The 21769-nt window shown below is 60.3% G+C and carries 22 protein-coding genes; 2 read left to right on the forward strand and 20 right to left on the reverse strand.

All coding sequences use genetic code 11. The annotated features are described in order from the left end of the window. Window positions 1-174 precede the first annotated feature (174 nt). From dxs to ACFWW2_RS25990, 14 genes are all read right to left on the reverse strand, one after another. Complete coding sequence (dxs, locus tag ACFWW2_RS25925) at window positions 175-2100, reverse strand: 1-deoxy-D-xylulose-5-phosphate synthase (RefSeq protein WP_393933430.1); 1926 nt, start codon at window positions 2098-2100, stop codon at window positions 175-177. A 180-nt stretch (window positions 2101-2280) separates the two neighbouring features. Then, window positions 2281-2514 (reverse strand): RC-LH1 core complex protein PufX, encoded by a 234-nt coding sequence (pufX, locus tag ACFWW2_RS25930; protein ID WP_393933432.1) that lies wholly within the window; start codon window positions 2512-2514, stop codon window positions 2281-2283. Between the two features lie 11 nt (window positions 2515-2525). Then, window positions 2526-3455 carry a photosynthetic reaction center subunit M gene (gene pufM / locus ACFWW2_RS25935; RefSeq protein WP_393933434.1) on the reverse strand — a complete coding sequence of 310 codons (930 nt, stop codon included), beginning with the start codon at window positions 3453-3455 and terminating at the stop codon, window positions 2526-2528. A gap of 13 nt (window positions 3456-3468) precedes the next feature. Further along, a complete protein-coding gene (gene pufL, locus ACFWW2_RS25940) occupies window positions 3469-4299 on the reverse strand; it encodes a photosynthetic reaction center subunit L (protein WP_393933436.1) in 831 nt (276 codons plus the stop codon). Window positions 4300-4426: 127 nt separating this feature from the next. Continuing rightward, window positions 4427-4582 (reverse strand): light-harvesting antenna LH1, alpha subunit, encoded by a 156-nt coding sequence (gene pufA, locus ACFWW2_RS25945; RefSeq protein WP_393933438.1) that lies wholly within the window; start codon window positions 4580-4582, stop codon window positions 4427-4429. Window positions 4583-4596: 14 nt separating this feature from the next. Further along, window positions 4597-4752, reverse strand: a complete 156-nt coding sequence (gene pufB, locus ACFWW2_RS25950) for a light-harvesting antenna LH1, beta subunit (protein ID WP_393933440.1) — start codon at window positions 4750-4752, stop codon at window positions 4597-4599. A gap of 147 nt (window positions 4753-4899) precedes the next feature. Beyond that, entirely contained in the window at window positions 4900-5124 is a 225-nt protein-coding gene (gene pufQ / locus ACFWW2_RS25955; protein ID WP_393933442.1) for a cytochrome PufQ, read from the reverse strand. After that, window positions 5121-6581: a chlorophyllide a reductase subunit Z gene (gene bchZ / locus ACFWW2_RS25960; protein ID WP_393933444.1), complete on the reverse strand. Its 1461-nt coding sequence runs from the start codon at window positions 6579-6581 to the stop codon at window positions 5121-5123. Before bchZ ends, pufQ begins: the two co-directional genes overlap by 4 nt. A gap of 76 nt (window positions 6582-6657) precedes the next feature. Continuing rightward, the gene (gene bchY, locus ACFWW2_RS25965) at window positions 6658-8259 is read right to left on the reverse strand and encodes a chlorophyllide a reductase subunit Y (protein ID WP_393933446.1); all 1602 of its coding nucleotides are present in this window, start codon (window positions 8257-8259) and stop codon (window positions 6658-6660) included. Then, the gene (locus ACFWW2_RS25970; RefSeq protein WP_393933448.1) at window positions 8249-8398 is read right to left on the reverse strand and encodes a hypothetical protein; all 150 of its coding nucleotides are present in this window, start codon (window positions 8396-8398) and stop codon (window positions 8249-8251) included. Before ACFWW2_RS25970 ends, bchY begins: the two co-directional genes overlap by 11 nt. Next, entirely contained in the window at window positions 8385-9389 is a 1005-nt protein-coding gene (locus ACFWW2_RS25975) for a chlorophyllide a reductase iron protein subunit X (protein WP_393933450.1), read from the reverse strand. The genes ACFWW2_RS25970 and ACFWW2_RS25975 overlap by 14 nt, the downstream gene beginning before the upstream one ends. After that, entirely contained in the window at window positions 9386-10324 is a 939-nt protein-coding gene (bchC, locus tag ACFWW2_RS25980; protein ID WP_393933452.1) for a chlorophyll synthesis pathway protein BchC, read from the reverse strand. Before bchC ends, ACFWW2_RS25975 begins: the two co-directional genes overlap by 4 nt. A gap of 113 nt (window positions 10325-10437) precedes the next feature. Next, on the reverse strand, window positions 10438-11586 hold the full coding sequence (locus tag ACFWW2_RS25985) for a methyltransferase (RefSeq protein WP_393933454.1): 1149 nt from the start codon (window positions 11584-11586) through the stop codon (window positions 10438-10440). After that, window positions 11586-12467, reverse strand: a complete 882-nt coding sequence (locus tag ACFWW2_RS25990; RefSeq protein ID WP_393933456.1) for a polyprenyl synthetase family protein — start codon at window positions 12465-12467, stop codon at window positions 11586-11588. The genes ACFWW2_RS25985 and ACFWW2_RS25990 overlap by 1 nt, the downstream gene beginning before the upstream one ends. A gap of 88 nt (window positions 12468-12555) precedes the next feature. Between ACFWW2_RS25990 and crtD the strand changes: the two genes are divergently transcribed. Together crtD and crtC are read left to right on the forward strand one after the other, a co-directional pair. After that, complete coding sequence (crtD, locus tag ACFWW2_RS25995) at window positions 12556-14118, forward strand: 1-hydroxycarotenoid 3,4-desaturase CrtD (protein WP_393933458.1); 1563 nt, start codon at window positions 12556-12558, stop codon at window positions 14116-14118. Then, a complete protein-coding gene (gene crtC / locus ACFWW2_RS26000) occupies window positions 14073-14945 on the forward strand; it encodes a carotenoid 1,2-hydratase (protein ID WP_393933652.1) in 873 nt (290 codons plus the stop codon). Before crtD ends, crtC begins: the two co-directional genes overlap by 46 nt. Here the strand turns inward: crtC and ACFWW2_RS26005 are convergent. From ACFWW2_RS26005 to ACFWW2_RS26030, 6 genes are all read right to left on the reverse strand, one after another. After that, window positions 14942-15436 carry a GNAT family N-acetyltransferase gene (locus tag ACFWW2_RS26005; protein WP_393933460.1) on the reverse strand — a complete coding sequence of 165 codons (495 nt, stop codon included), beginning with the start codon at window positions 15434-15436 and terminating at the stop codon, window positions 14942-14944. The genes crtC and ACFWW2_RS26005 overlap by 4 nt on opposite strands. Before the next feature lie 97 nt (window positions 15437-15533). Further along, window positions 15534-16169, reverse strand: a complete 636-nt coding sequence (locus ACFWW2_RS26010; RefSeq protein WP_393933462.1) for an ATP-binding cassette domain-containing protein — start codon at window positions 16167-16169, stop codon at window positions 15534-15536. Next, window positions 16162-17856, reverse strand: coding sequence for an ABC transporter permease (locus ACFWW2_RS26015; protein ID WP_393933464.1), 1695 nt, complete (start codon window positions 17854-17856; stop codon window positions 16162-16164). The genes ACFWW2_RS26010 and ACFWW2_RS26015 overlap by 8 nt, the downstream gene beginning before the upstream one ends. A gap of 55 nt (window positions 17857-17911) precedes the next feature. Continuing rightward, a complete protein-coding gene (locus tag ACFWW2_RS26020) occupies window positions 17912-19111 on the reverse strand; it encodes an ABC transporter substrate-binding protein (RefSeq protein ID WP_393933466.1) in 1200 nt (399 codons plus the stop codon). A 12-nt stretch (window positions 19112-19123) separates the two neighbouring features. Then, on the reverse strand, window positions 19124-19732 hold the full coding sequence (locus ACFWW2_RS26025) for a CDP-alcohol phosphatidyltransferase family protein (protein WP_393933468.1): 609 nt from the start codon (window positions 19730-19732) through the stop codon (window positions 19124-19126). Window positions 19733-19828: 96 nt separating this feature from the next. Continuing rightward, window positions 19829-21769 (reverse strand): DNA/RNA non-specific endonuclease, encoded by a 1941-nt coding sequence (locus ACFWW2_RS26030; RefSeq protein ID WP_393933470.1) that lies wholly within the window; start codon window positions 21767-21769, stop codon window positions 19829-19831.

Genomic DNA, 21769 nt, shown 5'->3' on the forward strand with positions numbered 1-21769 from the left:
ATCAGGACCGAAGACCTACAATCTGATCAAGTAATACAAGCACTACGCCGCAAAAAGCGCCCGTGTCGCACACAAAGCGACCAGCAGCTTTCAATGTTTACAAGCACTTAAAAAGGGGGTGCATAATGACCAACCGTTCGCCGTAAATGGCAAAAACCACCGTACGGTGGGGGGTCACGCAACACCCTGGGGCGACCGTTTCAGCCTGACCCCGGCGGCCTGCATGGCGGTTGCTGCGATGTCCACCGCCGTCAGTCCGGCATCGGCATACATCGCTGCCGGTGAGGCTTGATCGATGTACCGGTCCGGCAGTGTCATCGTTCTGATTTGGCAGCGTCCGTCCAGCAAGCCATCATTGGCCAGATCATGCAGAACCATGGCGCCGAACCCGCCACGCGCGCCTTGTTCAACTGTCACCAGCGCTTTGTGATTGCGCAACAACTGCCGGATCAGATCGCGGTCCAGCGGCTTGGCAAAGCGTGCATCGGCAATCGTCACCGACACGCCCTGTGCGGCCATCGCGTCAGCCGCCTTGTGGCATTCCGCCAGATGCGCACCAAAGGAAAGCAAAGCGATATCAGTGCCTTCACGGACCACGCGGCCCTTGCCGATGGCGATAATCTCACCCCGTTCGGGCAGATCCAGTCCCACCCCCTCACCGCGCGGATAGCGGAACGCAATCGGCCCCGCATCATAGGCCGCAGCAGTGCGCACCATATGCATCAGCTCCAATTCATCCCCGGCGGCCATCACCACCATATTGGGCAGGGCCGCCATATAGCCGATGTCGAACGCGCCCGCATGGGTCGGCCCATCGGCGCCTACAAGGCCCGCACGGTCGATCGCGAAACGAACCGGTAAGTTTTGCAAGGCAACATCATGCACAACCTGATCGTAACCGCGTTGTAGGAAGGTCGAGTAAATGGCGCAAAACGGTTTCAACCCTGATGCGGCCATACCCGCGCTGAATGTCACACCGTGCTGTTCGGCGATGCCCACATCAAACACACGGTTCGGGAACCGCTCACCCATAATGTTGACCCCGGTGCCTGACGGCATCGCCGCGGTGACAGCGACGACTTTTGGGTCAAGCTCGGCCTCTTTCGTCAGCGCCGATCCGAACACCTTGGTATAGGCGGGCGCGTTGGATTTTCCCTTGGCCTGTGCGCCGGTCTTGACGTCGAATTTTGATACGCCGTGCCCGCAATCGGCACTGCCCTCTGCCGGGGCGTAACCCTTTCCTTTAGTTGTGCAAACATGGATCAGGACGGGGCCTGTCGCCCGCGTTTTCGCCGCTCGCAACACAGGCAAAAGCTGTGACATATCATGCCCGTCAATCGGGCCAATGTAGCTGAACCCCAGCTCCTCGAACAGCGTGCCGGACCCGCCTGTCTGCACCCCTGTCACCAACTGCCGCGCCCGTCTTGCGTGGTCGCGCAATGGGCCGGGCAAGGCCGCCTCGAACCCTTCGGCCATCTTGTGCAGCTCGCCCATGGGCGAGGCATAGAGGCTGGACAAATACTTCGACATCGCACCCACAGGCGGTGCAATCGACATTTCGTTGTCGTTGAGGATCACAAACAGCCGGCGCCCCTCGTGCCCGGCATTGTTCATTGCCTCATAGGCCATGCCTGCGCTGATCGACCCGTCACCGATCACGGCAATCGCGTCACCCGTCGGCTGACCCATGTCGCGGCCGACGGTAAAGCCCAAAGCGGCGGAAATGGATGTGCTGGAATGGGCCGCGCCAAACGGGTCGTATTCGCTTTCTGCACGCTTGGTAAAGCCCGACAGCCCACCCTCTTGCCGCAATGTGCGGATCCTGTCACGCCGCCCGGTCAGTACCTTGTGCGGATAGCATTGGTGGCTGACATCCCAGATCAGCTTGTCCCGGGGCGTGTCGAAAACCGCATGAATGGCGACGGTCAGTTCCACCACACCCAGCGAGGACCCCAGATGCCCGCCGGTCTGGGACACTGCCGAAATCACCTCGGCCCGCAGGTCATCGGCGAGGTTCGCCAGCGCCGTATCATTCAGCCGTCGCAGATCAGCAGGACCGGCAACACTGTCAAGAAACGGGGTATCGGGGCGATCGGTCATAGCGTTACCTCTTGAGGTATAAAAAGGCGCCGCAAGGGGTTTGCCCCGCTTGCGACGCCAGTCTCCTGTAGCCAACAGGAAGGGAACGGGGCGCAATGCCCCAAGACGAACCAGCCAGGGAGGGAGGTTCGACGGCGAAGGGGCGGGCGGCAGCGTCGCGCGCCGCCCGCCCCAAGGTGGTCAGAGTGTCTGCACCAGTGGTGCATCAACCGTGAGTGACGACCGGATAATCGGATCAGGTGTGTCCCGGCTTTCGGCGGGCAGGGCCCGACCAATGAGCGCGATGACCGCGATGATCAGCCATACCGCCAGGATAAAGGCCGCGGCATAACCTGCCCCCTTGAGCATCAAGAGCGTGATATCGGCGGTCAGCCTGCTCTTTTCGTTCAGGTTAAGGATGTTATCGTTTTTCATCATCTCTCTCCTTAATCCAGCGGGGCGTAGCCGTGGTCTTGCGCCCAGACGAACCAGTTATCAACAACCGTGCCGGTCAGCAGGATGCCGATACCGCCTGTCAGGGTCGTCAAAACCGCAAACCACCAGGCCCAGCGGTGGATACCTTCCATCGTGGCGTTAAAGCCCATGGTCCAGCGCCAGAACAGGGCGGCCCGTTCCGTGGCCGTACCCCGATCCACGATCTGTTCGATCTCGCGTTCGCCACCAAAGCGGCTGACGGCAAGGATCGTGGCCCCATGCATCGCGAACAGCAGGGCGGATCCATACAGGAACACGATGCTCAGCGCGTGGAACGGATTGTAGAACAGGTTGCCATAGGTGATCGAGAACAGGTTGGTCCAGTCCAGATGGCTGAAGACGCCGTAGGGCACCATTTCAGACCAGTCGCCCATCAGGATCGGCCGGAACAGGCCCAGCACGAGGAACAGCCAGATGGCCGACGCGAATGCCCAGGCCACATGTTTGCCCATGCCCAATGCTTCGGCCCGCAGATAGGTCCGGACCCACCAGGTCAGCACCGAGACTAACAGGAAGAACGAGGCGATCATGAAATAGCCGCCGTCATCCATGGGTGGCATGCCCAGACCATAGCCGGGCGATGGCGGATCCAGCGATAGCCAGAACAGATCCCGCAGGAAAATCGCCGGGTTGTAATCAGCCTGCGCCCAGAATGACATGCCTACCATGACAAACCAGATCAGACCGGTCGCCAGCGAGATGACCCCGAAGGACCCAAGGTAGAGCGGCCCCAGCTGGGCGTTGCCGAACCAGCCGGCCAGCTTGGAGAACCGCCCTTTGCCGATCCGCTCTGACGCGGGGTTGGTGTCAGCGGGGTTGATCCCCAGTTCTGGCGGTCCCTGAACCTGAACCTGGGTGAAGATGTTTTGATATTCAGCCATTGTTCATGTCCTCCTACAGATCCCGCCACCAGGGCAGTTCGTAATACCAATCCCACCAGACGATCCATTCCTCGAACCAGATGGTGCCCGAGATCACGATGCAGATCGCACTCCAAAAGCCGGCATTCAGCGCCAGGAACAGACCCAGCCGGTGGATGCCCAAAGGTCCGATGGAATAGCCGATCAGATCGCGAAAATAGGTGTCTTCGTGGTCAGGCGATGCAATTTCCTTGCCCTTACCAGGGTTGACCGCAGACAGCACGAGCGAGCCATGCAGCGCCAGCGCCAGACAGGTGGTAAAGAAGAAGGTGATCGCCACCATATGGGCGGGGTTGTAGTGGAAATTGCCATAGGCATAACCCACATTGTTCACCCAATCGAGGTGGCTGAAGATGCCATAGGGGAAGCCGTGCCCCCACGCGCCCAGCAGGACCGGGCGGATCACCACCAGCGTGACATAGGCAAAGATGGCAACCCCGAACGCGAACGGCACATGGTAGCCGATGCCGAGTTTGCGGCAAATCTCGACCTCGCGCATCATCCAGCTGACAAAGGCACCGATGGCGCAGATCGTGATAATCTGCCACAGCCCGCCTTCCAGTAGCGGCGCTGCACCCAGGCCGTATTCCAAAGGCGGCGGATCAATCGAGATCAGCCAGGGGTTCCATGTGGGGCCTTGGCTGGCCCCGTAAAAGATCAAGATCGTGCCTAGGACGGCAAAAAAGAACGTCGTGACCCCGAAGAAGCCAACGTAAAATGGCCCCACCCAAAAGTCGAACAGATCACCGCCTACCAATGTCCCGCCACGGACCCGGTATTTTCTTTCGAAGCTGAGCTGCGCCATCTTCCTACTCCATTCATGGACAGGCCCTGCGTCCCCGTTCGGGCGCGCCCTGTCATCGTCAATGTCGGTGTTTGCTACGGGCAGAACGCGGGGCCCTGCCCGTAGCTATCTTGTGCGGCGAAGCCGGTTACTGCGCGCCAAAGGCGAGCTGGAACCAGTTTGTCGCTGGGTTGCTCAGCAGGACGAGGTGAATCATCGCTGCGAGCAGGAACAGGAATACGCCCTGAGCCACGAAGACGCGGCGCGGGTCGAATACCAGCCAGATCTTGTAGAACTGTGCCATGTGCTATTCCTTTCCTACCAGCTGAACCAAGGAAGCTTGATGTACGTCAGAAAATGAGCAATCAGGGCGACGATCGTGAAGATCGCAAACCCGCTCATATAAACTGAGTGCAGCTCCTGGGCCTGCTCGTCAGTAAGACCTGTGAAAGACAGGTCTGATTTGTCAGCCATGTTTTGTCTCCAAAATTGGGGTCTGACGCCGCGCACCCCCCGCGGCCGGGTTACGACAGAAGCTCTTCCTCTGCCCCAATCCACCATCCCGGGGGGGAATGATGAACCTGTGGATGCCCATCGCTGGGCAAATGTCTTGCCGTATCTTCATGCGTTGAAGATATGCGGCGTAATGATCCGGGCCTGTGTCCAGGCCTTGGCCAGCGGTCCCTTTTCAGGCAGTTCCATCCGGCGGGCTGCCGACAGCCCCCAGGTCAGAAATGCCAAGGGCAGGGTCGCCAGAAAGATCAGCGTGAAATAGGCATAGTATTCACGTTTCGGGGGTGCGGTTCGGCTCCGAAGCACCGGTGCATCTGTTGTGAAATCAGTCATTTGCGTCCTCCCGAGGATGATTGCAGGGTCTCGACGGTTTCCAGAACAACCCGGTCGGCTCCGGCGTCGAGGGCCGCGCGTTCGGCTGCGTCCCGCAGCGTTTTGGCGGCAGAAATACGTGTAAGGATCGGATGGGTCGCCACGATCTCATCCAGCTTGGCCTGCGCGTCGGCATCCCAAGGGAAATCGCGGCGCAGCGGTGTCAGGGTGGCGTCGGTTGCATCCATGTCGCTGGCCAGCGGCAGGATATGGAACAGCGCATCAAACAGGCCATTGCAGACCTCTTGCAGCAGGTAAGTCGCCCCTGCATAGCCCATGAACGGCGTGCCCGTGGCGCGGCGGATCGCGGCGCCGGGGAAGCTGGCGGGGATGAATACAGGCGATGGGCCATGCCCTGCCTTCATTTCCGCCATATACATTTTTTCGTTGATCGACCCGAGTACGATCAGCGGTCGTTTGGTGTGGATCAGGCTGCGCACTTCGTCATTGTTGGTCTTCTTGCCACGGCAGCGGGCAACGGCGAAAGCACAGGGGAAACCCAGATCGCCTTCGAGGAAATGCCGGACACCTCTTGCATAGGTCTCATTGGCGACGATCCCAAACTCCGCAGTCGCAAAGAAGTCTTGCGTAACCGAGCGCCAAAGATCCCAGACCGGTTTGATCGTCGAATGTTTTTCGCGTTCGATGAACGGCTCCGGGTCGAGACCCGTCAACTCACCCAGTTTACGCAGGAATTTTGTGGTTGAGTCGATCCCAAACGGCGCTTGCAGGTAGGGCTTGCCCAGAACCTCGCAAAGGCCGCGACCGAATTCGCGATACATGGTGATATTCACATCGGCATTCACCAGATTGCGCATCTCGGCTACATGAGCGCCCAGGGGCATCACCATGTTGACCTCGGCCCCGATCCCTTCGACCAGACGCCGGATTTCGGCCAGATCGGACGGCATGTTGAAGGCGCCATACATCGGCCCAAGAATGTTCACGCGCGGCTTGGCGTCTTCTTCGTGCTTCTTCTCGGGTGGCATCCGGCCCTTGGTCATCCCGAATTCGGTGAAGATCCAAGTCATCGCCCGGTCTGCGCATTCCCATTGGTCTTCATCAATGGTGCGCGGCAGGAACCGCTGGATATTGGTGCCTTGCGGGGTGACACCGCCGCCGATCATCTCGGCAATCGATCCGGTGACAACGACCGCAGGCAGGGCAGGATCGAGCGTGTCCCAAGCCCGTTTCATCGCCTCTTCGGTACCTTCACCCATTTCGCTTTCGCCAAGGCCGGTGACGACGATGGGCAGTTCATGCGGGGGTAGGCCATCGGTGTAGTGCAGAACGGAGGTCACGGGCAGGTTTTCGCAACCCACAGGGCCGTCGATCACAACTTGCAGGCCCTTGACGGCGCAGAATGCATAGACTGCACCCCAGTAGCCGCCAGCGCGATCGTGATCGGTGACTAGCATGGCGCGCCTCCTTGCGGGGCCGCAAAATCTTCGTCACGAAGATTTTGCCCGACGGAAGAATTTTGGCCAAAATTCTTCATATCATCTGCTCCGCTTTCGCAGCGCGCGCCATCTTGTCGAGCTTCTTTTGATGCTGCGCACGGAAGTCCGGCCGCAGGTTCGGCGACCCTTCCCAGACACCTGCGGTGTCCCCATTGCCAACGCCTTCGAAAAAGGCGCGCATGGTGTCCATCTTCTCTTTCCCGGCAATTGCCGCATTCACGACCTGAGCCAGCGAGCCCGCACCCGCTGGCCCCATGAGTGGCCGTGCAGAAATCAGGTTGGTGAAGTAAAGCGCCGGAATGCCGTGTTCCTTGGCGTGCTGCACAACGGGTGTTGTGCCAATGGCAAGATCTGGTTTGATCGCGTCAACTGCGGCCAGGTCATCCTCAAGCGACGCGCGATAGGTCACTTTTACACCGCGCGAGGCAAGCCATTCGGCATCCGCTGCAGACCAGGGTGTTTTGGGGCAGGCCGTGCCGACATAAGGGACATCCGCGCCGCTTTCGATCAGCAGGCGAGCGACCAGCAACTCGGACCCTTCATAACCCGACAGCGTCACGGTGCCATTGATCTGAGCGCCTTTCAGCGCCTCGCTGATTGCAGGCAAAAACGCATTCTGGGCCGCCGCAATCTGCGCTGGCGGCACGTTGAATGCCTCGCCGATATTCATCAGCCAAGCCGCCGTGCCGTTATAGCCCACCGGTGCGGAACCTACGATTGGACGACCGGCTGCCTCGAACTCTCGGATGGACGCGGTGTAAAACGGATGGATCGCCGCAACTGCACCGCAATCAAGGGCCGCATAAAGCTCGCGCCACTCGCGCGTGGGAACAACGGGACCGGCAGCCAGCCCCATCGGGCCCAGCATGGCGCCGATCATCATCGGATCGGCGGGGAACATCTCACCCAAAAGCGCAACGGTGGGACGGTCTGACTTGCCGCCTACGGGCGCTTGCACCGGACCTGCCGCAACCTCTTCGCGGGCATAGTTCAGCATCGCACCGGCCAGCACATCCTTTGCCTCGGCATGGGTCGGGATCCCGAAACCGGGCACGTCGATCCCGACAATGCGCACGCCGTTGATTTCCTTCGGCAGCAAACGCAGCGGCACGCCAGAGGCGGTCGGTACGCACAGGTTCGTCACCACAATTGCGTCGTAGCGATCAGGATCGGCCATATCGTGGACGCTTTCGCGGATATCCTCGAATAGCTTGCCGGTCACCAATGTCTCTGAATTGAACGGCACATAACCCACCGACCGGCGCGCACCATAGAAATGGGACACGAAGGTCAGGCCATAAACACAGCAGGCAGAGCCGGACAGCACCGTTGCCACACGTTTCATGCGAAGGCCCACGCGCAAAGACCCGAAAGCCGGGCACATGCTTTGCGGCTGGTCGTGGGGTCCTTGCGGATAGTCCTTGGCGTATTGATCCAGGATGTCCGATTTGCCCGCGGCCCTCGCTGCAGCCTCCATCGTGGCTGCCCCGGCAGTACAGCCGCCCTCAAGCGCGACAGCGTCCCGGACCTGATCCGGGACCTCTACCGCGGCACGGGCAACGCCTTCGATGATCTGGACTTTGCCAGCCTCATCATAGCCGACCTCATAGCCTTTTTTTCCGGGCTCATGCGTCATGGTGTTGGTGTTCCTTGACGATGATCGGGGCGCTGCGACGGATATCGTCCAGCAGGTGTTTGGTCTGCTCGGGGCAGGCCTTGGCCATTATCTGATACACTTGCGCCCATTGGGTTTTGTCAGCATCAGGCGTCATCATAGATGACCTCCAGGCTTTCCTTGGGCTTGGCGTTCTTGCCGCGCATGTCGGTATCTGTTGCGGGGACCAACTGGTAATCACCGCCAGTGTCCTTGGCATCAAACAGGCCCAACAGACCGTCCTGATCCAGCGGTGCCGGACGGACCGGTGGCGCAAGGCCGACCGCCTCTGCCAAACCTTCAAACATCTGGCCCCACTTGCTTTGGTGGGTCCCGACGATCTGATAATTGGCGGATTTCTTCCTTAGATCGTCGTCTTGTGGGATTGCAGCAAGGACAGGAATACTAACTGCCTCGGCGAAGGCCTGGGCCTCTCCTGTCCCGTCATCTTTGTTAATGACAAGTCCGGCGACCCCAACATTGCCACCAAGCTTGCGGAAGTATTCGACCGCGGAGCAGACATTGTTAGCAACATAAAGCGATTGGAGATCGTTCGATCCGACAAGTATCACCTTCTGCGCCATATCGCGCGCGATGGGCAGGCCGAAGCCACCACAGACAACGTCCCCGAGGAAGTCGAGGAGCACATAATCAAAGTCCCAGTCGTGGAACCCCAACTTTTCGAGAAGTTCAAAACCGTGAATGATCCCACGGCCACCACAGCCGCGACCCACTTCAGGGCCGCCAAGTTCCATGGCAAAAACACCGCCCCGTTTAAAGCAAACGTCGCCAATAGCAACCTCTTCACCGGCCAGCTTCTTTTTGGCGCTGGTTTCGATGATCGTCGGGCAGGCCTTGCCCCCGAACAAAAGGCTGGTGGTATCGGATTTCGGATCACAGCCGATCAGCAGGACCCGTTTGCCCATCTCGGCCATCATGTGTGACAGGTTTGCCAATGTGAATGACTTGCCGATGCCGCCCTTGCCATAAATCGCAATGATCTGAGTTTTCGACGTGGGTTCGCCTTGCGGCACCTCAAGCGAAGGTTCTTCAGCCGCTTCATCCCGCAGGCGCTGATCAAAATCCTTCAGGTTTGGAATCTCATCTTTCACGCAGTTCCCCAGTTCAGGATCATTTTCAGACAGGCCGGATCGGTAAAGGCGGTCTCGTATGCCTTGGCCGCCTCGGCAGCCGGTTGTTGGTGGGTGATCAGGTCGGCCAGCTCCAGCGCGCCGGCCTCAACCAATGCCTTGGTTGCCGTCATGTCGTCAGGCGTCCACTCTGCGCTGATGCGAAAGCGGGCTTCCTTCATGAAAGCGGGCGGAAAGGCGAATTGCAGCGGTGCGGTATAAAAACCGGCCAGAACAATCTCGCCGCCTTTGGCGATCCGTCCGATCAGGTCATTCAAAAGGTCGCCACGTCCGGATGCGTCATAGACGGATGTATAGTCGCGGCGGGTGTCGGTTTCGGGGGTCATCACCGCGTACCCATCCGCACCGCCCATCCGGATCGGGTCGATTTCCCAGACCGTGGGCGCAGGCGCACCGGCAGCAATGGTCAGACGGGCCAGAAGGCGGCCAAGCACGCCATGACCAACGATCAGATCGGGAACAGCCTTGCCCGGCCCCGCCATCGCGTGTCGCGCGGTTGCGGCCAGGGCCAGCAGGGCGCCAGCGGCGCCCCAACCTGCGTCAATCCGGGTCACACGGGCCGCTTTGGTGACCAGCGTCGCGGCGGCGGCCCCGAACAGTCCATGCGCCCCTTCGTAGCAAGTGGCGCCGGGCACAAAGACATGCTCCCCCACGCGGTAGCCGCTGTCAACGCCTGCTTCGACAACTTCGCCAGCGGCCTCGTATCCGGGGATCAGGGGGTAGCCTATACCGGGAAATGGCGGCATTTCACCCGACCAGAACAGCTTTTCCGTACCAGTGGAGATGCCGGAATGCCGGATCGCCACAACGATATCATCGGCCTCTGGCGATGTGATTCCCACCGTATCGAGCGCCAGTTTCCCGGGTGCTGAGAGTATGACGGCCTTGCTTTCCAAAACGTCTCCCACCTGCCGCGATAGACCCGAAAGGACTCAGCCGCGGCACTTTGTCCTTGGTGTCAGTCTAACTTGACGTGACGTTGTGTCAATTACTTTGGACAGTAAAAGTGTCAACTTGGCTTTACACCCTGCAAAACAGTGGTGACGAAAGGGCGCCGTGACTTCGGCCCCGTCATGTTGGCGAAACCGGCGTGATGCAGCAGATCGCCGATTTGTTCCGCCGACCGTGCCCGCCCGGTCCGCATCGCCATGCAATAAAGCGCGAAATAGGCGTCACCTGCCCGCTCGGGCGTTTGCCCGCCCGTCATCGGTTCGGAAATCAGAACCGATCCGCCCGGCGGCAGGGCATCCCAGACTGATCGCAGAAGATCAGCCACAGTCGCGTCACTATGATCATAGAGCACGCGGACAAGGCTGATCATGTCTGCCCCCTGCGGCAGCGGGTTGTCGCGGAATGATCCGGCAACGATCGTTGCCCGCCCCGACATCCCGGCATCGGCAAAGCGTGTCTGCGCCGCGGGAACGACAGCGGGCAGGTCAAATAGCGTAACAGCCAGTTCAGGATATGCCGCCCCAGTGGCGGCCAGAAACGTGCCCGTGCCGCCCCCCACATCCATTAGTCGGGAGACGCCAGCCAGATCAGTCAGAGCAAGCGTGTCTTCTGCCACAAGCAGCTGGCTATCCGCCATCAATTGCGAATAGGTCGCGGTGACCTGCGGGTCAGTCGCGCCGCCGGCGCCAAAAACGTAAGGCCAGAATTCTGCCAGTTCGGTCTGAACCTCACCCCTGAAAAACGCCACCGGGTCGGCCAGGTCGCGATAAAGCACGTCGTGATGACGGATCATGCCATCCAGTCCGGGCACACCGGCGAGCGCCGCGCCACGCGTTGTCAGCGCATAATGGCCACTGCGCCGCTGTTTCAGCAGGCCAATCGCGATACCTGCGGACAGCAGAACCTGCATCCGGTCCTTTGGCACTGCCGCATCTTTGGCCAAGGCATCAAGGGGGCGTTCGGCCTCTAACAGCGTCTTTGGGATGTCCAGTTTGACCAGCGCCTGCAGGATCTGGGAATGGCAAAACCCGGCGACAAGATCGAACATCGCCTCGCCTTCGTGGCGCACCAGTCTGCGGGTCAGCGGGAAGCGGGCGGCCCATTTCTGAAACTGGCGCGATGCGATCAGACGAGTGAGCCGCGACGCGGGGCGCGCCGCTTGGGGATCAGGGGCAAACCCGGATCCGGGTAGATCGAGATCTGCCACTACTCACCTGGAACGGTCGGCCGGTTGCGGGCACCGGCGGGCACCAGTTTGTCGGCATAGGCGCGCACCATCTGGGCCAAAGCGGCCTCACCCGGGCAGGCCGGGATCGACGAAATGGCCCCGCCAAGGATATCGTCGAACCGCTGGATTGCGCCGCGCACCCCAAGCGATGCGACCGCATTTGGCCGCCCGTGCAGATCGTCCTGACCGGCGGGTTTGCCAAGCGTTTGCTCATCACACAACGCGTCGCGCAGATCGTCGGCGACCTGAAACGCCTCGCCGATGCGCGACCCCAGTTCTCCCCATGGCCCTGCCTCTTGCCCGGCGGCAACGGCCCCCATCTGGGTGGCCGCAATGAACAGCGCACCTGTCTTGGCCTGATGATAGGCAGAGAGATCAATCTGATCTTCGCTTTCCCACCCCTGGCCCGCGCATATGCCAAAGGGCATGCCAGTGCGGGTGCCCAGAATCTCGATCAGGTCCAGCGCACGGGTCGGCGCATCTGCGGCCACGCGTGCCAGTACCTGAAACGCCATGATAATCAGGCTGTCACCGGTCAAAACGGCCAGCGGTTCTGAAAAAGCACGGTGCAGCGCCGGTTTGCCACGACGAAGATCGGCGTCATCAAAACAAGGTAAATCGTCGTGGACAAGGCTCGCACAATGGATCAGCTCAAGCGCGGCAGCGGCTGCATCCGTCACATCCGGCCTGTCGTCACCGCAGGCCATGGCCACTGATGTCAGGATCGTGGGCCGGATCCGTGCGCCGCCGGGGGTCACGGCATAGTCAAGGGCGGCAGCCAGCTTGGCTGGTGCAATGCCGCCTTGTCCCTGCCTGATCGCTGCATTGATGGTCGCTTCAATCCGATCCGAGATTTTCATGTGCGTGTCCCCTTTGCACTTCATAGTGTCCATTTTAGTTTACATGTGTCAATGTAAATCAAATAGGACAGACGAGTCTGAGGATCGGATGAAGGGCAGCGCCCAAAAAGTCGTCATCGTCGGTGCAGGCATCGGCGGGCTGGCCGCGGCACTGCGGCTCAGTCATCAGGGCTGTGACGTGACCGTGCTGGATATGCATGACCAGCCGGGCGGCAAAATGCGCACTGTTCCTTCCAAGGCTGGGCCGGTTGATGCGGGTCCGACCGTCCTGACAATGCGACACGTCGTTGCTGCGTTGTTCAGCGATGTCGGCGAAAATCTGGATGATCATCTGACGCTAACCCCCCTTCAAACATTGGCGCGGCACTACTGGGACGACGGCACACGACTGGATCTGATGGCGGATGCCGAAGCCTGCCACGCCAATATCGCAGATGCTTTTGGCGCCAAGGCCGCCGCGCAATTCACCAAGTTTTCTGCCCGCGCCAAGCGTCTGTTTGACAATTTCGACGTGCCCATGATGCAGACAGCAGAGCCCAATCAGCGGGCAATGACCCGCACCGTACTGCACAAGCCCGGCCTGATCCGTGATATGGCCCCGCATCGGACCCTCGCCGGGTTGCTGAGCACGTCTTTCAGCGACCTGCGACTGGCGCAGCTCTTCGGGCGCTACGCCACCTATGTTGGCGGATCGCCCTATGCCGCCCCTGCGATTCTGTCACTGATCTGGCAGGCCGAGGCGCAGGGTGTTTGGACCGTCAAAGGCGGGATGCATCGCGTCGCCACAACAATCGCCGCACTGGCAGCGGCGCGCGGCGCGCAGTTTCATTACAACACCAAGGCAACGCGGATCACACGCCAAGGCGGCAAGGTCACCGGTGTCGAAACCGCTGGCGGCCATGTCCCAGCCGATGTCGTCCTGTTCAACGGCGATCCGCGCGCGCTGACCACCGGCCTGCTAGGCGTCGGCCCGAAAGAGGCGGTGCCGCAAACCGCCACCGAACCGCGCAGCCTGTCGGCTTATGTCCACGCCTTTGCGGCAGTACCCAAGGGCATCGATCTGGCGCACCACACCGTGTTTTTCGGACATACCCCAAAGGCAGAGTTCGCCAGCCTTGCCAAAGGTGAAATGCCCACCGATGCCACGCTCTATCTCTGCGCGCAGGATCACGGGGCCGTTGCCCCAGACGCCGTGCAGCGGTTCGAGATCATCATGAACGCCCCCCCCATCCCCCGCGACCCGGAAAAGGAAAAAGGCCCATGTCAGACACTGATTTTCGCCCGGCTCAAGCAATTCGGGCTGACCTTCGATCCGCAACCGGGGTCAGAGGCGCTGACAACACCACACGGGTTCGACGCGATGTTTCCGGGCAGCAGCGGTTCCCTTTACGGGCGGAGCCCGCATGGGCTGACGGCGGCGTTCAAACGCCCGATGGCACGGACGCAGATGCCGGGCCTTTACCTCTGCGGGGGCGGGGCGCATCCGGGGGCGGGGGTGCCGATGGCTGTGCTCTCCGCCCGGCACGCGGCCGCGGCGATCATGACGGACCTTGCTTCGCACTTGACGTCCCCCCAAACGGCTACGCGTGGTGGTATGTTGACGGGATCAGCGATTGCGGGACCAAAGCGGTCTCTGTCATCGGGTTCATAGGATCGGTTTTTTCGCCTTGGTATGCGTGGTCAGGGCGCCGTGACCCCGCCAATCACTGCTGTATCAATGTGGCCACCTATGGGCCCGGCGGGCGGTTCACCATGACGGATCGGGGGCGCGATGCGCTGGTGACATCACGGGACACGCTGCAGGTTGGCCCGTCATCGATGCATTGGACAGGCCGCGAATTGATCATCGACATCAATGAAATTTCAAGCCCGCCAATCATCAGCCGGGTGCGTGGCCGGATCACGATCACCCCCGATGCGATGACATCGATCGAATTGCCACTCACCCCGGACGGCACCCATATCTGGCGGCCCTTCGCGCCATCCTCGGCCATCACCGTCGATCTCGAGGCAAAGGGCTGGCAATGGTCTGGTCATGGCTATTTCGATGCCAATTTCGGGACCCGCGCGCTGGAGCAGGATTTCAGCTTCTGGACCTGGGGCCGTTATCCGACCAAGGCGGGGGCGACTTGCATCTATGATGCCGTGCGTCGGGATGGCACAACGCTCGACACCGCCATCGCCTTTGACAAGGGCGGCAACGCGCAAGAGGTAGAAGCACCCCCACGCACACGCTTTAAACGATCGCTATGGCAGGTGAGGCGTGAAACCCGGGCTGATCCCGGCACAATGCCCAGACAAGTGCTGAATATGCTGGATGCGCCGTTCTACTCCCGCTCTGCCGTGCAAACAACACTCAACGGCGAAGTGGTGACCGGGGTCCACGAGGCGCTGGACCTCAACCGTTTTGCATCGCCGCTGATCAAACCGATGCTGGCGGTCAGGGTGCCACGACGGCGAGGTTTGTCAAAAAATTAGGGTTCGCTGCGAAAGGTGAAATACGTCATCTTCGCCCCAAGATAACTTCCTACGGTCTCTGCGAAATTCCCCTTGGACACAACGGTGACGCTTCTTTTCCAGAATTGATATGCAGGTTTATTCGCGATCAACACACGGACCTGCCATTGTCCGGTATGCAGAGTTATCGCCTTTTCAAAGGCCATTTCACCCAGCTTGTGTCTGCGGAACTTACGTAGAACAAAGAATTGGCCCATGTCCCAAATGATACGATCGGCAGACAAACGTCGGAGTAGGCAGAAGCCAGCAACCTCATCATTGCAAATAATAAAATATGGATAGTGGTCTTGTTCTTGCCAATAAGGAGTTAGCAGATCTGTGGGATAGGAGAACGAACCGTCTTCCGACAACGACCATCCTGTAAATTCCGACATATCATACAGATAGTATTGAAACATCTGCTCAAGGATCCGTCGATTCTCTGCAGTCATCTCCTTTAGTGCAATCAGCATATGGTTCGACCAATCCCCCAAGCTAAAAATTCGACTATAGTTTACACAGCATCTAAAATTGCGTTTCGCAGACGGCCTACGGATATAGCCCTACTACCTAACCCCCCAGAGTCACAATCACCCCACCCGCCGCGCGCGCATCCTCTGCATCGTGGGTCACCATCAGCACCGGCAACTCCCGTGCCCTTGCCCGGTCGAACACCATCTCGCGCACCTGCGCCCTGAGGGTCGCATCGAGCCGCGAAAAGGGTTCGTCCAGCAACAGACCACAGGGTTCGGATAATAGCATCCGCATCAGGGCAACCCGTGCCTTTTGTCCGCCGGACAGCGTTGCGGGATCGCGGTCGGCAAAACCTTTCAGCCCCACCTCGTCCAACGCCTCATCGACCTTGGCCAACCGGTCTCGGCTCGACCCGCCTTGGGCCAGACCAAAGGCCAGATTGGCCCCGACGGACAGATGCGGAAACAGCAGATCATCCTGAAACAATATGCCGACGCGGCGCCGGTGGGGCGGGGCATGTGTGATCTCGTGCCCATCCAGCCAGACCTCGCCCGTCGCCTCAAAATCCTGGGCCAGCGTGCCGGTGATGAAAGCAAGTAACGTGGATTTGCCTACGCCCGATGGCCCCATCACTGTCAGCACCTCGCCCGGCCCGATGTCGTGATTGACCGAAAGGAGCGGCACGTCACCCTTTGAAATCGTCACGTTGCGTAGCGACAGACCTTTATCCATGGCGAAGCCCCTTTCTGTTACGCCACACAACCGCCGGGATCAGCAGCGCCAATGCAAAGGGTACCAGCGCGGCCCCTGTCTGCATCAACCCGTAAACCCCGATGGCTCGGCGATCACCGCCCGATGCCAGCGCCACAGCCTCGGTCGTCAGCGTGGCAACCCGGCCACCGCCAATCAACAGCGTCGCCAGATACTGGCCCACAGATACCGCCAGCCCGACCGCCAGCGCTGTCAGGATCGGGCGCAGCAGCATCGGCAGGCGCACCCGCCACAAGACCCCATTCGGGCTGGCCCGCAAGGCTGCGGCAATGGTGCCCATCCGGGTATCCCAGGCCCGGAACGGATCGGCCAGCGACAAGAATACGTAAGGCAGCACAAAAACGAGATGCGCCAGCATTACAGGCAACCGCCCGACATCCGCCCCGATATTCAGCATCAGGGTTTGCAGGCCTGGCAGGAATGCCGTCTGCGGGATCAGCAACGGCAGATACAACAACCACACACCCCGTTGGCTGAATTGCAGGCCGTGACGATACTCGGCCTCCAGACAGCCAATCGTCAGGATCAGGGCGACACCCGCGACGACAATGGCGATCAGCGCCGTCTCCCCCAGTGCCTCAAGCGTACCGGGCCCAAAGCGCATCCAATTGCGGAATGTGAACTGGTCGGGGAACGCATCGGGGAAACCCCAGAAGCCGGCAAGGGACCAGATGGCCAGCACCACCAGTCCCAGTAGCACGGCCAGCGCCGAAGCCGCACCAAGGCCCAACGCCACATGCGCGGTGACGATATCCAGCCTGCCACGGCGGCCCGCCGCAATCCATCGACGGCCGACATGGGCCGCCACGATCTCACCCAATCGCCAGAACGCCAGTGCCCCGATGACCAGTGCCAGCTGCAGCAAGGCACCGGCAGCCCCGGTCAGGCGCATGGCCAAATCAGGATCGGACATCCATTTGACGATCTGAACGGACAGGGTGGGTGGCGTGTTCGGGCCAAGGATCACGGCCACATCCACCACGGACATCGAATAGGCCAGCACCACATAGATCGGCGGTCGGATTTGCGCATAGACGCGCGGGAACACTGTTTTCAGCCATCCCGTTAAACGGCCATATCCAAGGGCCTGCGAGATTGTCACGCTGCGCTGCGCGTCAGCCTGCCCCAAGGCGGCGAGCGTGATCAGCAACAGAAACGGCACCTCTTTCACGATCAGGCCAACTGTCATGGTCAGACCCCAACTATCCTGCACGATCAGCAGGTCCGGTGGGCGCTCCCACCCTGTCACACCCGGTGACAGCAGGCGGGCGATCCAACCGGATGGAGCGATCAGGAAGGCGAGGCCAAAGGCAGCGGCGGCATGCGGCACGGACAGCAAGGGCGACAGCAGCCGCTCCAGCACCCGAAAGGGTCGCGTCCCTGACCAGCCTGCGGTGACGAGCATGACGATGGTGAGGGAGACCGAAGTCGCGATGATCCCTGTGCTGATGGATAAAAGCATCGCCCGGGGCAGCCCGACCCAGTCGAACAGGTCGCGAAATGGGGCAAGCGACGGACCGCTGAGCCCTGCTGCAGGCAAATGCCCAAAGGCGGGCAGAAGGGTGCCCCAAAGCCCTGCGGCGACCGGACCCAACATCGCCAAAAGCGTGAGGATCGGCAGGGCGGGTGGAAACCGGCGGGTTTTCATGAAGGTCGCTGTCCCGGATCAGACCCGGGACTGCGTTTCGCCAGCATTAAAACGACTACTGCGCAACGCCATAGCGCGTCATCCAGTCATCGGCGATGCGCGTCATCCAGCTTGGGTGCGGTTCTGCCTGAACGGTGCCCAACTCAGCCGGGGTCAACGTGGCGATGCCCAGATCCAGCGCGTCAAACAGCGCCAGGTCCTCAGGTGTCAACGCGTCCATATTCAGCACGGTCCCATATCCCAGAATGGCCGGATCCTGCGCACGGGCCTGCGCCTCTGGCGACATCAGGAAGTTGGCAACCACCATGGCGCCCGCCTTGGAACCGGAGTTGTAAGGAACAGCCACAAAGGACGCATTCCCGATCGTGCCCTTGTCGAGCACAAAGGTCCGTACGGTGTCGGGAAGTTCGTTATTGGCAATGGCTGTGGACGCCGCACCGGGGCTAAACGAAATCGACAGATCCAGTTCGCCATCGGCGATCAGCGGGAACATGGCCGTTCCGGTGGGGGGATAGGCCTTGCCTTCCCGCCAGAGGTTTGGCGTCAGTTCGTCGAGAAAGGCCCAAAGCGGGGCGGTCACCTCGTCATAATTCTCATCCGTGGCCGGTTCGGACAGAACTGACGGGTCGGGCAGGATATCCACCAGAACCTGCTTCAGAAACGTGGTGCCCAGAAAATCCGGCGGCTGCGGATAGGTAAAGCGCCCGGGGTTTGCGGCGGTCCATTCAAGGATCTCCTGCATGGAACCAAGCGGCTCTGCCAGATCAGCCGTATCGTAATCAAACACGACCTGGGCCATGGCCCATGGGCTTTCAAAGCCTTCGGTCGGCACGGTGAAATCGGTTTGTACTGATTTTCCTTCAGTATCGACGAGCGCCCAGTTCGGCAGCTGCTCGGCATAAGGGCCAAAGAGCAGATCAGCCTCTTTCATCGCCGCAAAGTTGGCACCGTTGATCCAGATCATGTCGATGGCGCCGCCTTCATCCTCGCCCGCCTGCTTTTCGGACAGGACGCGGGTGACAGCATCGGCGGTATCGGTCAGCTTCACATGTTCCAGGGTCACGCCGTACTCCTCGGCCACCCGGTCACCGACCCAGGCGATGAAATCATTCGTCGTCGTCGATCCGCCCCAGGCATTCCAATAGACGGTCTGTCCGTCGGCTTCAGCCACGACGGCATCCCAATTGGTCACGTCAATATCGGCCAGCGCAGGCACCGGAGCCAACAGGGCGGCCAGAACGGCAAGATGTTTCATGTGAGCTTTCCTTTACTCGGTATAGATTTGTTTTGCGGCATATATCCGCAGTGTCGCCGTGGCAAAGCACAAGATGCCAAAGATCCACGATAGAACTGCGAAATATGCGGGGAACAGGCAGAGGATGACAAAGAACACGATGGTCTCTGTCCCCTCTAGAATGCCGTTGGAGTAATAGAGCGATTTTTGCCCTTGCGCGTCCGTCTTCAACCCATGCTTTTCCGCCAGAATGGCGTAGCCCAGAAAGCTGGTGCCGTTGAAATAGAATGAGGCCAGCAGAAACGCCCCCGCTGCCCCGTTGGTCACCGGATCGTTCAGCACAAAGGCCAGCGGGATGGCCCCATAGAACAGGAAATCAGCGGCGATATCCAGATAGCCGCCAAAGTCGGTCTTGCGGGTGGCGCGCGCCACCGCCCCGTCCAGTCCATCGGCAATGCGGCTGGCGAGCAGCGGCACTAGGGCGAGCAGTGGCCAGCCCAGCGCGATGAACGCAGCAGCGAGCAGGCCCAGCCCCAAGCCAATCAGCGTCACCCCATTGGCCGTGAACCCCCGCGCCGCCAGACCGCTACCGATCTGGTTCAGCGGTGGATCAATCAACTGGCGGGCATAGCGGTCGAGCATGGGGCGGTATCCAAGGTTTCAAGCCTTGTGGCCCATGCGCGGTAACGAAGCAATTCCGGTGACACGAAAGTGAGCGTCACCAGGGATTTTGACATATTACAGTCTGATCTGTTCCAAACGGTCCAGCGGTTGCACCCGCACGTTCGCTTCGTCCGGTGTTGCTAATGGATCGGCATCGCGCAGCGGGCCGAAATCATAGCCGGTCAAGGTTTCCAGATCGTCGATACGCACCTGGAAGGTGCGGAATGCGCCGAAGGTGAACCCCTCCACCGCTGCTGCCAAACCCTGATCCAGCAAGAGTTGTTGGATCAACTGCCCCTGGCTCAGAACATATGCCGTTGCGTGCAGGCGCAGGGTGGCGTTTTCATCCTCTGCCAGCATCGTCACCACCTTGAAGTAATGCAGCGGGATGGGCGCGCCGCTATCGCCCAGTGGCGGGTCATCATCGGAAAAGACCGGCCCGGTAAACACATTGGCGCGGAACCCGAAGGTGCGCACGTTATCCATGATGTGATCTTCCAGACCCAGCCAAGTTGCCGTGTTCTGGTTCAGCCCCTCATGCTGCGGGCTGGCGGCGGTGTAATGGAAACTGTCCAGGTTCGCGCGCTTCGCGGTCTCGACATCCGGCCCCCAATTCGTGGCGGCCCGACGCACCATATGCCCCCGATCAATCTCGGGATCATCATAATCGTCACGGCCCAGCTGTTTGTCCGCCGAAATGCGCAGATCCTTCCACCAGCGCGAATTGCTGCGCTTGATCCGCCTTGTCTGGTCCCCGTCGATATTGAGGGCTGCAATCACCGGGCTTTTCTTGGCCAGACTATAAAGCACACCAAAATGCTGATAGCGCAACTCGTGCGGCCGCTCTGCCGTCGCGTCGCTGGGTTTCGCCAGATCCAGCGCGTCCGGTATCGTTGGCAACGGCACATTCACGACGCGCAGGAAGTTCGGGTCATACCCTTCGCGGCCCGCGAAATGATCCGCATCATGGGTGGGGTCCTCGAAAACCGCCGCCACCTCATCGGGAACGGGCACAACAGTTGTTGTCTGATCCAACAACCCTTTCAGCGTGCTGACCCGCACGGCACTATTGCCCACCCCATATGTGCCAGCAAAATGCAGTCCCACAACACCTTTCTGCTCAAGGCTGATCACCGGCGATCCCGAGTTGCCGCCCAGCGTCGTGCAGTCATGGCCCAGAATGCCCAGCGTGTCTTGCACCCGCAGGAAACCGGGGGCAAAGCGTTTCACATCGTAGATATCCTTGAAATAATTCTGCATCTCTGTCGGATCGTTACGGAACGGGTCAGAAGCTGGATAACCCACAACGGCCACTGTTTCCTGATCATCGCCATCATTGGCGGCCAGCGGCAGCGCGCCGATGGGTACACCCGCATCGGGCCGGGTGACGCGGGCAATGGCCACATCGGCCGCGGCGTCATCGGCCAGATAGGTGAATTTCTCGATCTTCAGCACGCGGGTAGGATCAGGGGGCACGTCAGCCTCTTCCCCGAAATCAATCCGCGCGCCATATCGGACAGAGGCCGGGCTGAACATATAAGTCCCATCGCCATTGGCCGTGCGCCGCGCCACCAGCTTGGCCACATGCCGGTTGGTGGCGATCAGCATCGTAGTACCGTCATCCTCGATCACCCAGCCGGTTCCACCCCACGCCATGTCGTGATTGATGAATTCGATCCGCCCGACCGATCCGACAAGGGGTTCAACCGCCGCGATCCTGCCGCTAATGCCAGCATCAAAATCGTCGGCCAGCGCCATTGTGCCTTCGATCTTGCCGTTGCGCACGATCAGCGGCGGGCGCCCTACAGCCCGCACAATTGCCTCAAGTTGCGATGCGCGCATGCCTACGCTTTCCAACTGATCGAAACGAGTACCAAGGGCGGCGCGCACGGCATCTGCACTGAACCCGAATTCGTCCAGAATAGGCGGGGCCTTGTCCAGTGCCGCCTTTACCTTGTCCAGCGCACCTGTTGTGCCAAGACGTTCCAGCCGGGAAATGGCGCGGTCATCGGTCAT

It is taken from the genome of Yoonia sp. R2-816, from assembly GCF_046762905.1.
GTDB lineage: Bacteria > Pseudomonadota > Alphaproteobacteria > Rhodobacterales > Rhodobacteraceae > Yoonia.

Excerpts from the sequence above, each read along its gene's own strand:
- bchZ (WP_393933444.1), bottom strand. The coding sequence starts at position 6,581 with ATGCTAGTCACCGATCACGATCGCGCTGGCGGCTACTGGGGTGCAGTC.
- pufL (WP_393933436.1), bottom strand. The coding sequence starts at position 4,299 with ATGGCGCAGCTCAGCTTCGAAAGAAAATACCGGGTCCGTGGCGGGACA.
- ACFWW2_RS26005 (WP_393933460.1), bottom strand. The coding sequence starts at position 15,436 with ATGCTGATTGCACTAAAGGAGATGACTGCAGAGAATCGACGGATCCTT.
- ACFWW2_RS25990 (WP_393933456.1), bottom strand. The coding sequence starts at position 12,467 with ATGAAAATCTCGGATCGGATTGAAGCGACCATCAATGCAGCGATCAGG.
- ACFWW2_RS25970 (WP_393933448.1), bottom strand. The coding sequence starts at position 8,398 with ATGATGACGCCTGATGCTGACAAAACCCAATGGGCGCAAGTGTATCAG.
- pufQ (WP_393933442.1), bottom strand. The coding sequence starts at position 5,124 with ATGACTGATTTCACAACAGATGCACCGGTGCTTCGGAGCCGAACCGCA.
- bchY (WP_393933446.1), bottom strand. The coding sequence starts at position 8,259 with ATGACGCATGAGCCCGGAAAAAAAGGCTATGAGGTCGGCTATGATGAG.
- pufB (WP_393933440.1), bottom strand. The coding sequence starts at position 4,752 with ATGGCTGACAAATCAGACCTGTCTTTCACAGGTCTTACTGACGAGCAG.
- ACFWW2_RS26010 (WP_393933462.1), bottom strand. The coding sequence starts at position 16,169 with ATGGATAAAGGTCTGTCGCTACGCAACGTGACGATTTCAAAGGGTGAC.
- ACFWW2_RS26020 (WP_393933466.1), bottom strand. The coding sequence starts at position 19,111 with ATGAAACATCTTGCCGTTCTGGCCGCCCTGTTGGCTCCGGTGCCTGCG.
- ACFWW2_RS26025 (WP_393933468.1), bottom strand. The coding sequence starts at position 19,732 with ATGCTCGACCGCTATGCCCGCCAGTTGATTGATCCACCGCTGAACCAG.
- dxs (WP_393933430.1), bottom strand. The coding sequence starts at position 2,100 with ATGACCGATCGCCCCGATACCCCGTTTCTTGACAGTGTTGCCGGTCCT.
- pufA (WP_393933438.1), bottom strand. The coding sequence starts at position 4,582 with ATGGCACAGTTCTACAAGATCTGGCTGGTATTCGACCCGCGCCGCGTC.
- pufM (WP_393933434.1), bottom strand. The coding sequence starts at position 3,455 with ATGGCTGAATATCAAAACATCTTCACCCAGGTTCAGGTTCAGGGACCG.
- ACFWW2_RS26030 (WP_393933470.1), bottom strand. The coding sequence starts at position 21,769 with ATGACCGATGACCGCGCCATTTCCCGGCTGGAACGTCTTGGCACAACA.
- crtD (WP_393933458.1), top strand. The coding sequence starts at position 12,556 with ATGAAGGGCAGCGCCCAAAAAGTCGTCATCGTCGGTGCAGGCATCGGC.
- ACFWW2_RS26015 (WP_393933464.1), bottom strand. The coding sequence starts at position 17,856 with ATGAAAACCCGCCGGTTTCCACCCGCCCTGCCGATCCTCACGCTTTTG.
- pufX (WP_393933432.1), bottom strand. The coding sequence starts at position 2,514 with ATGAAAAACGATAACATCCTTAACCTGAACGAAAAGAGCAGGCTGACC.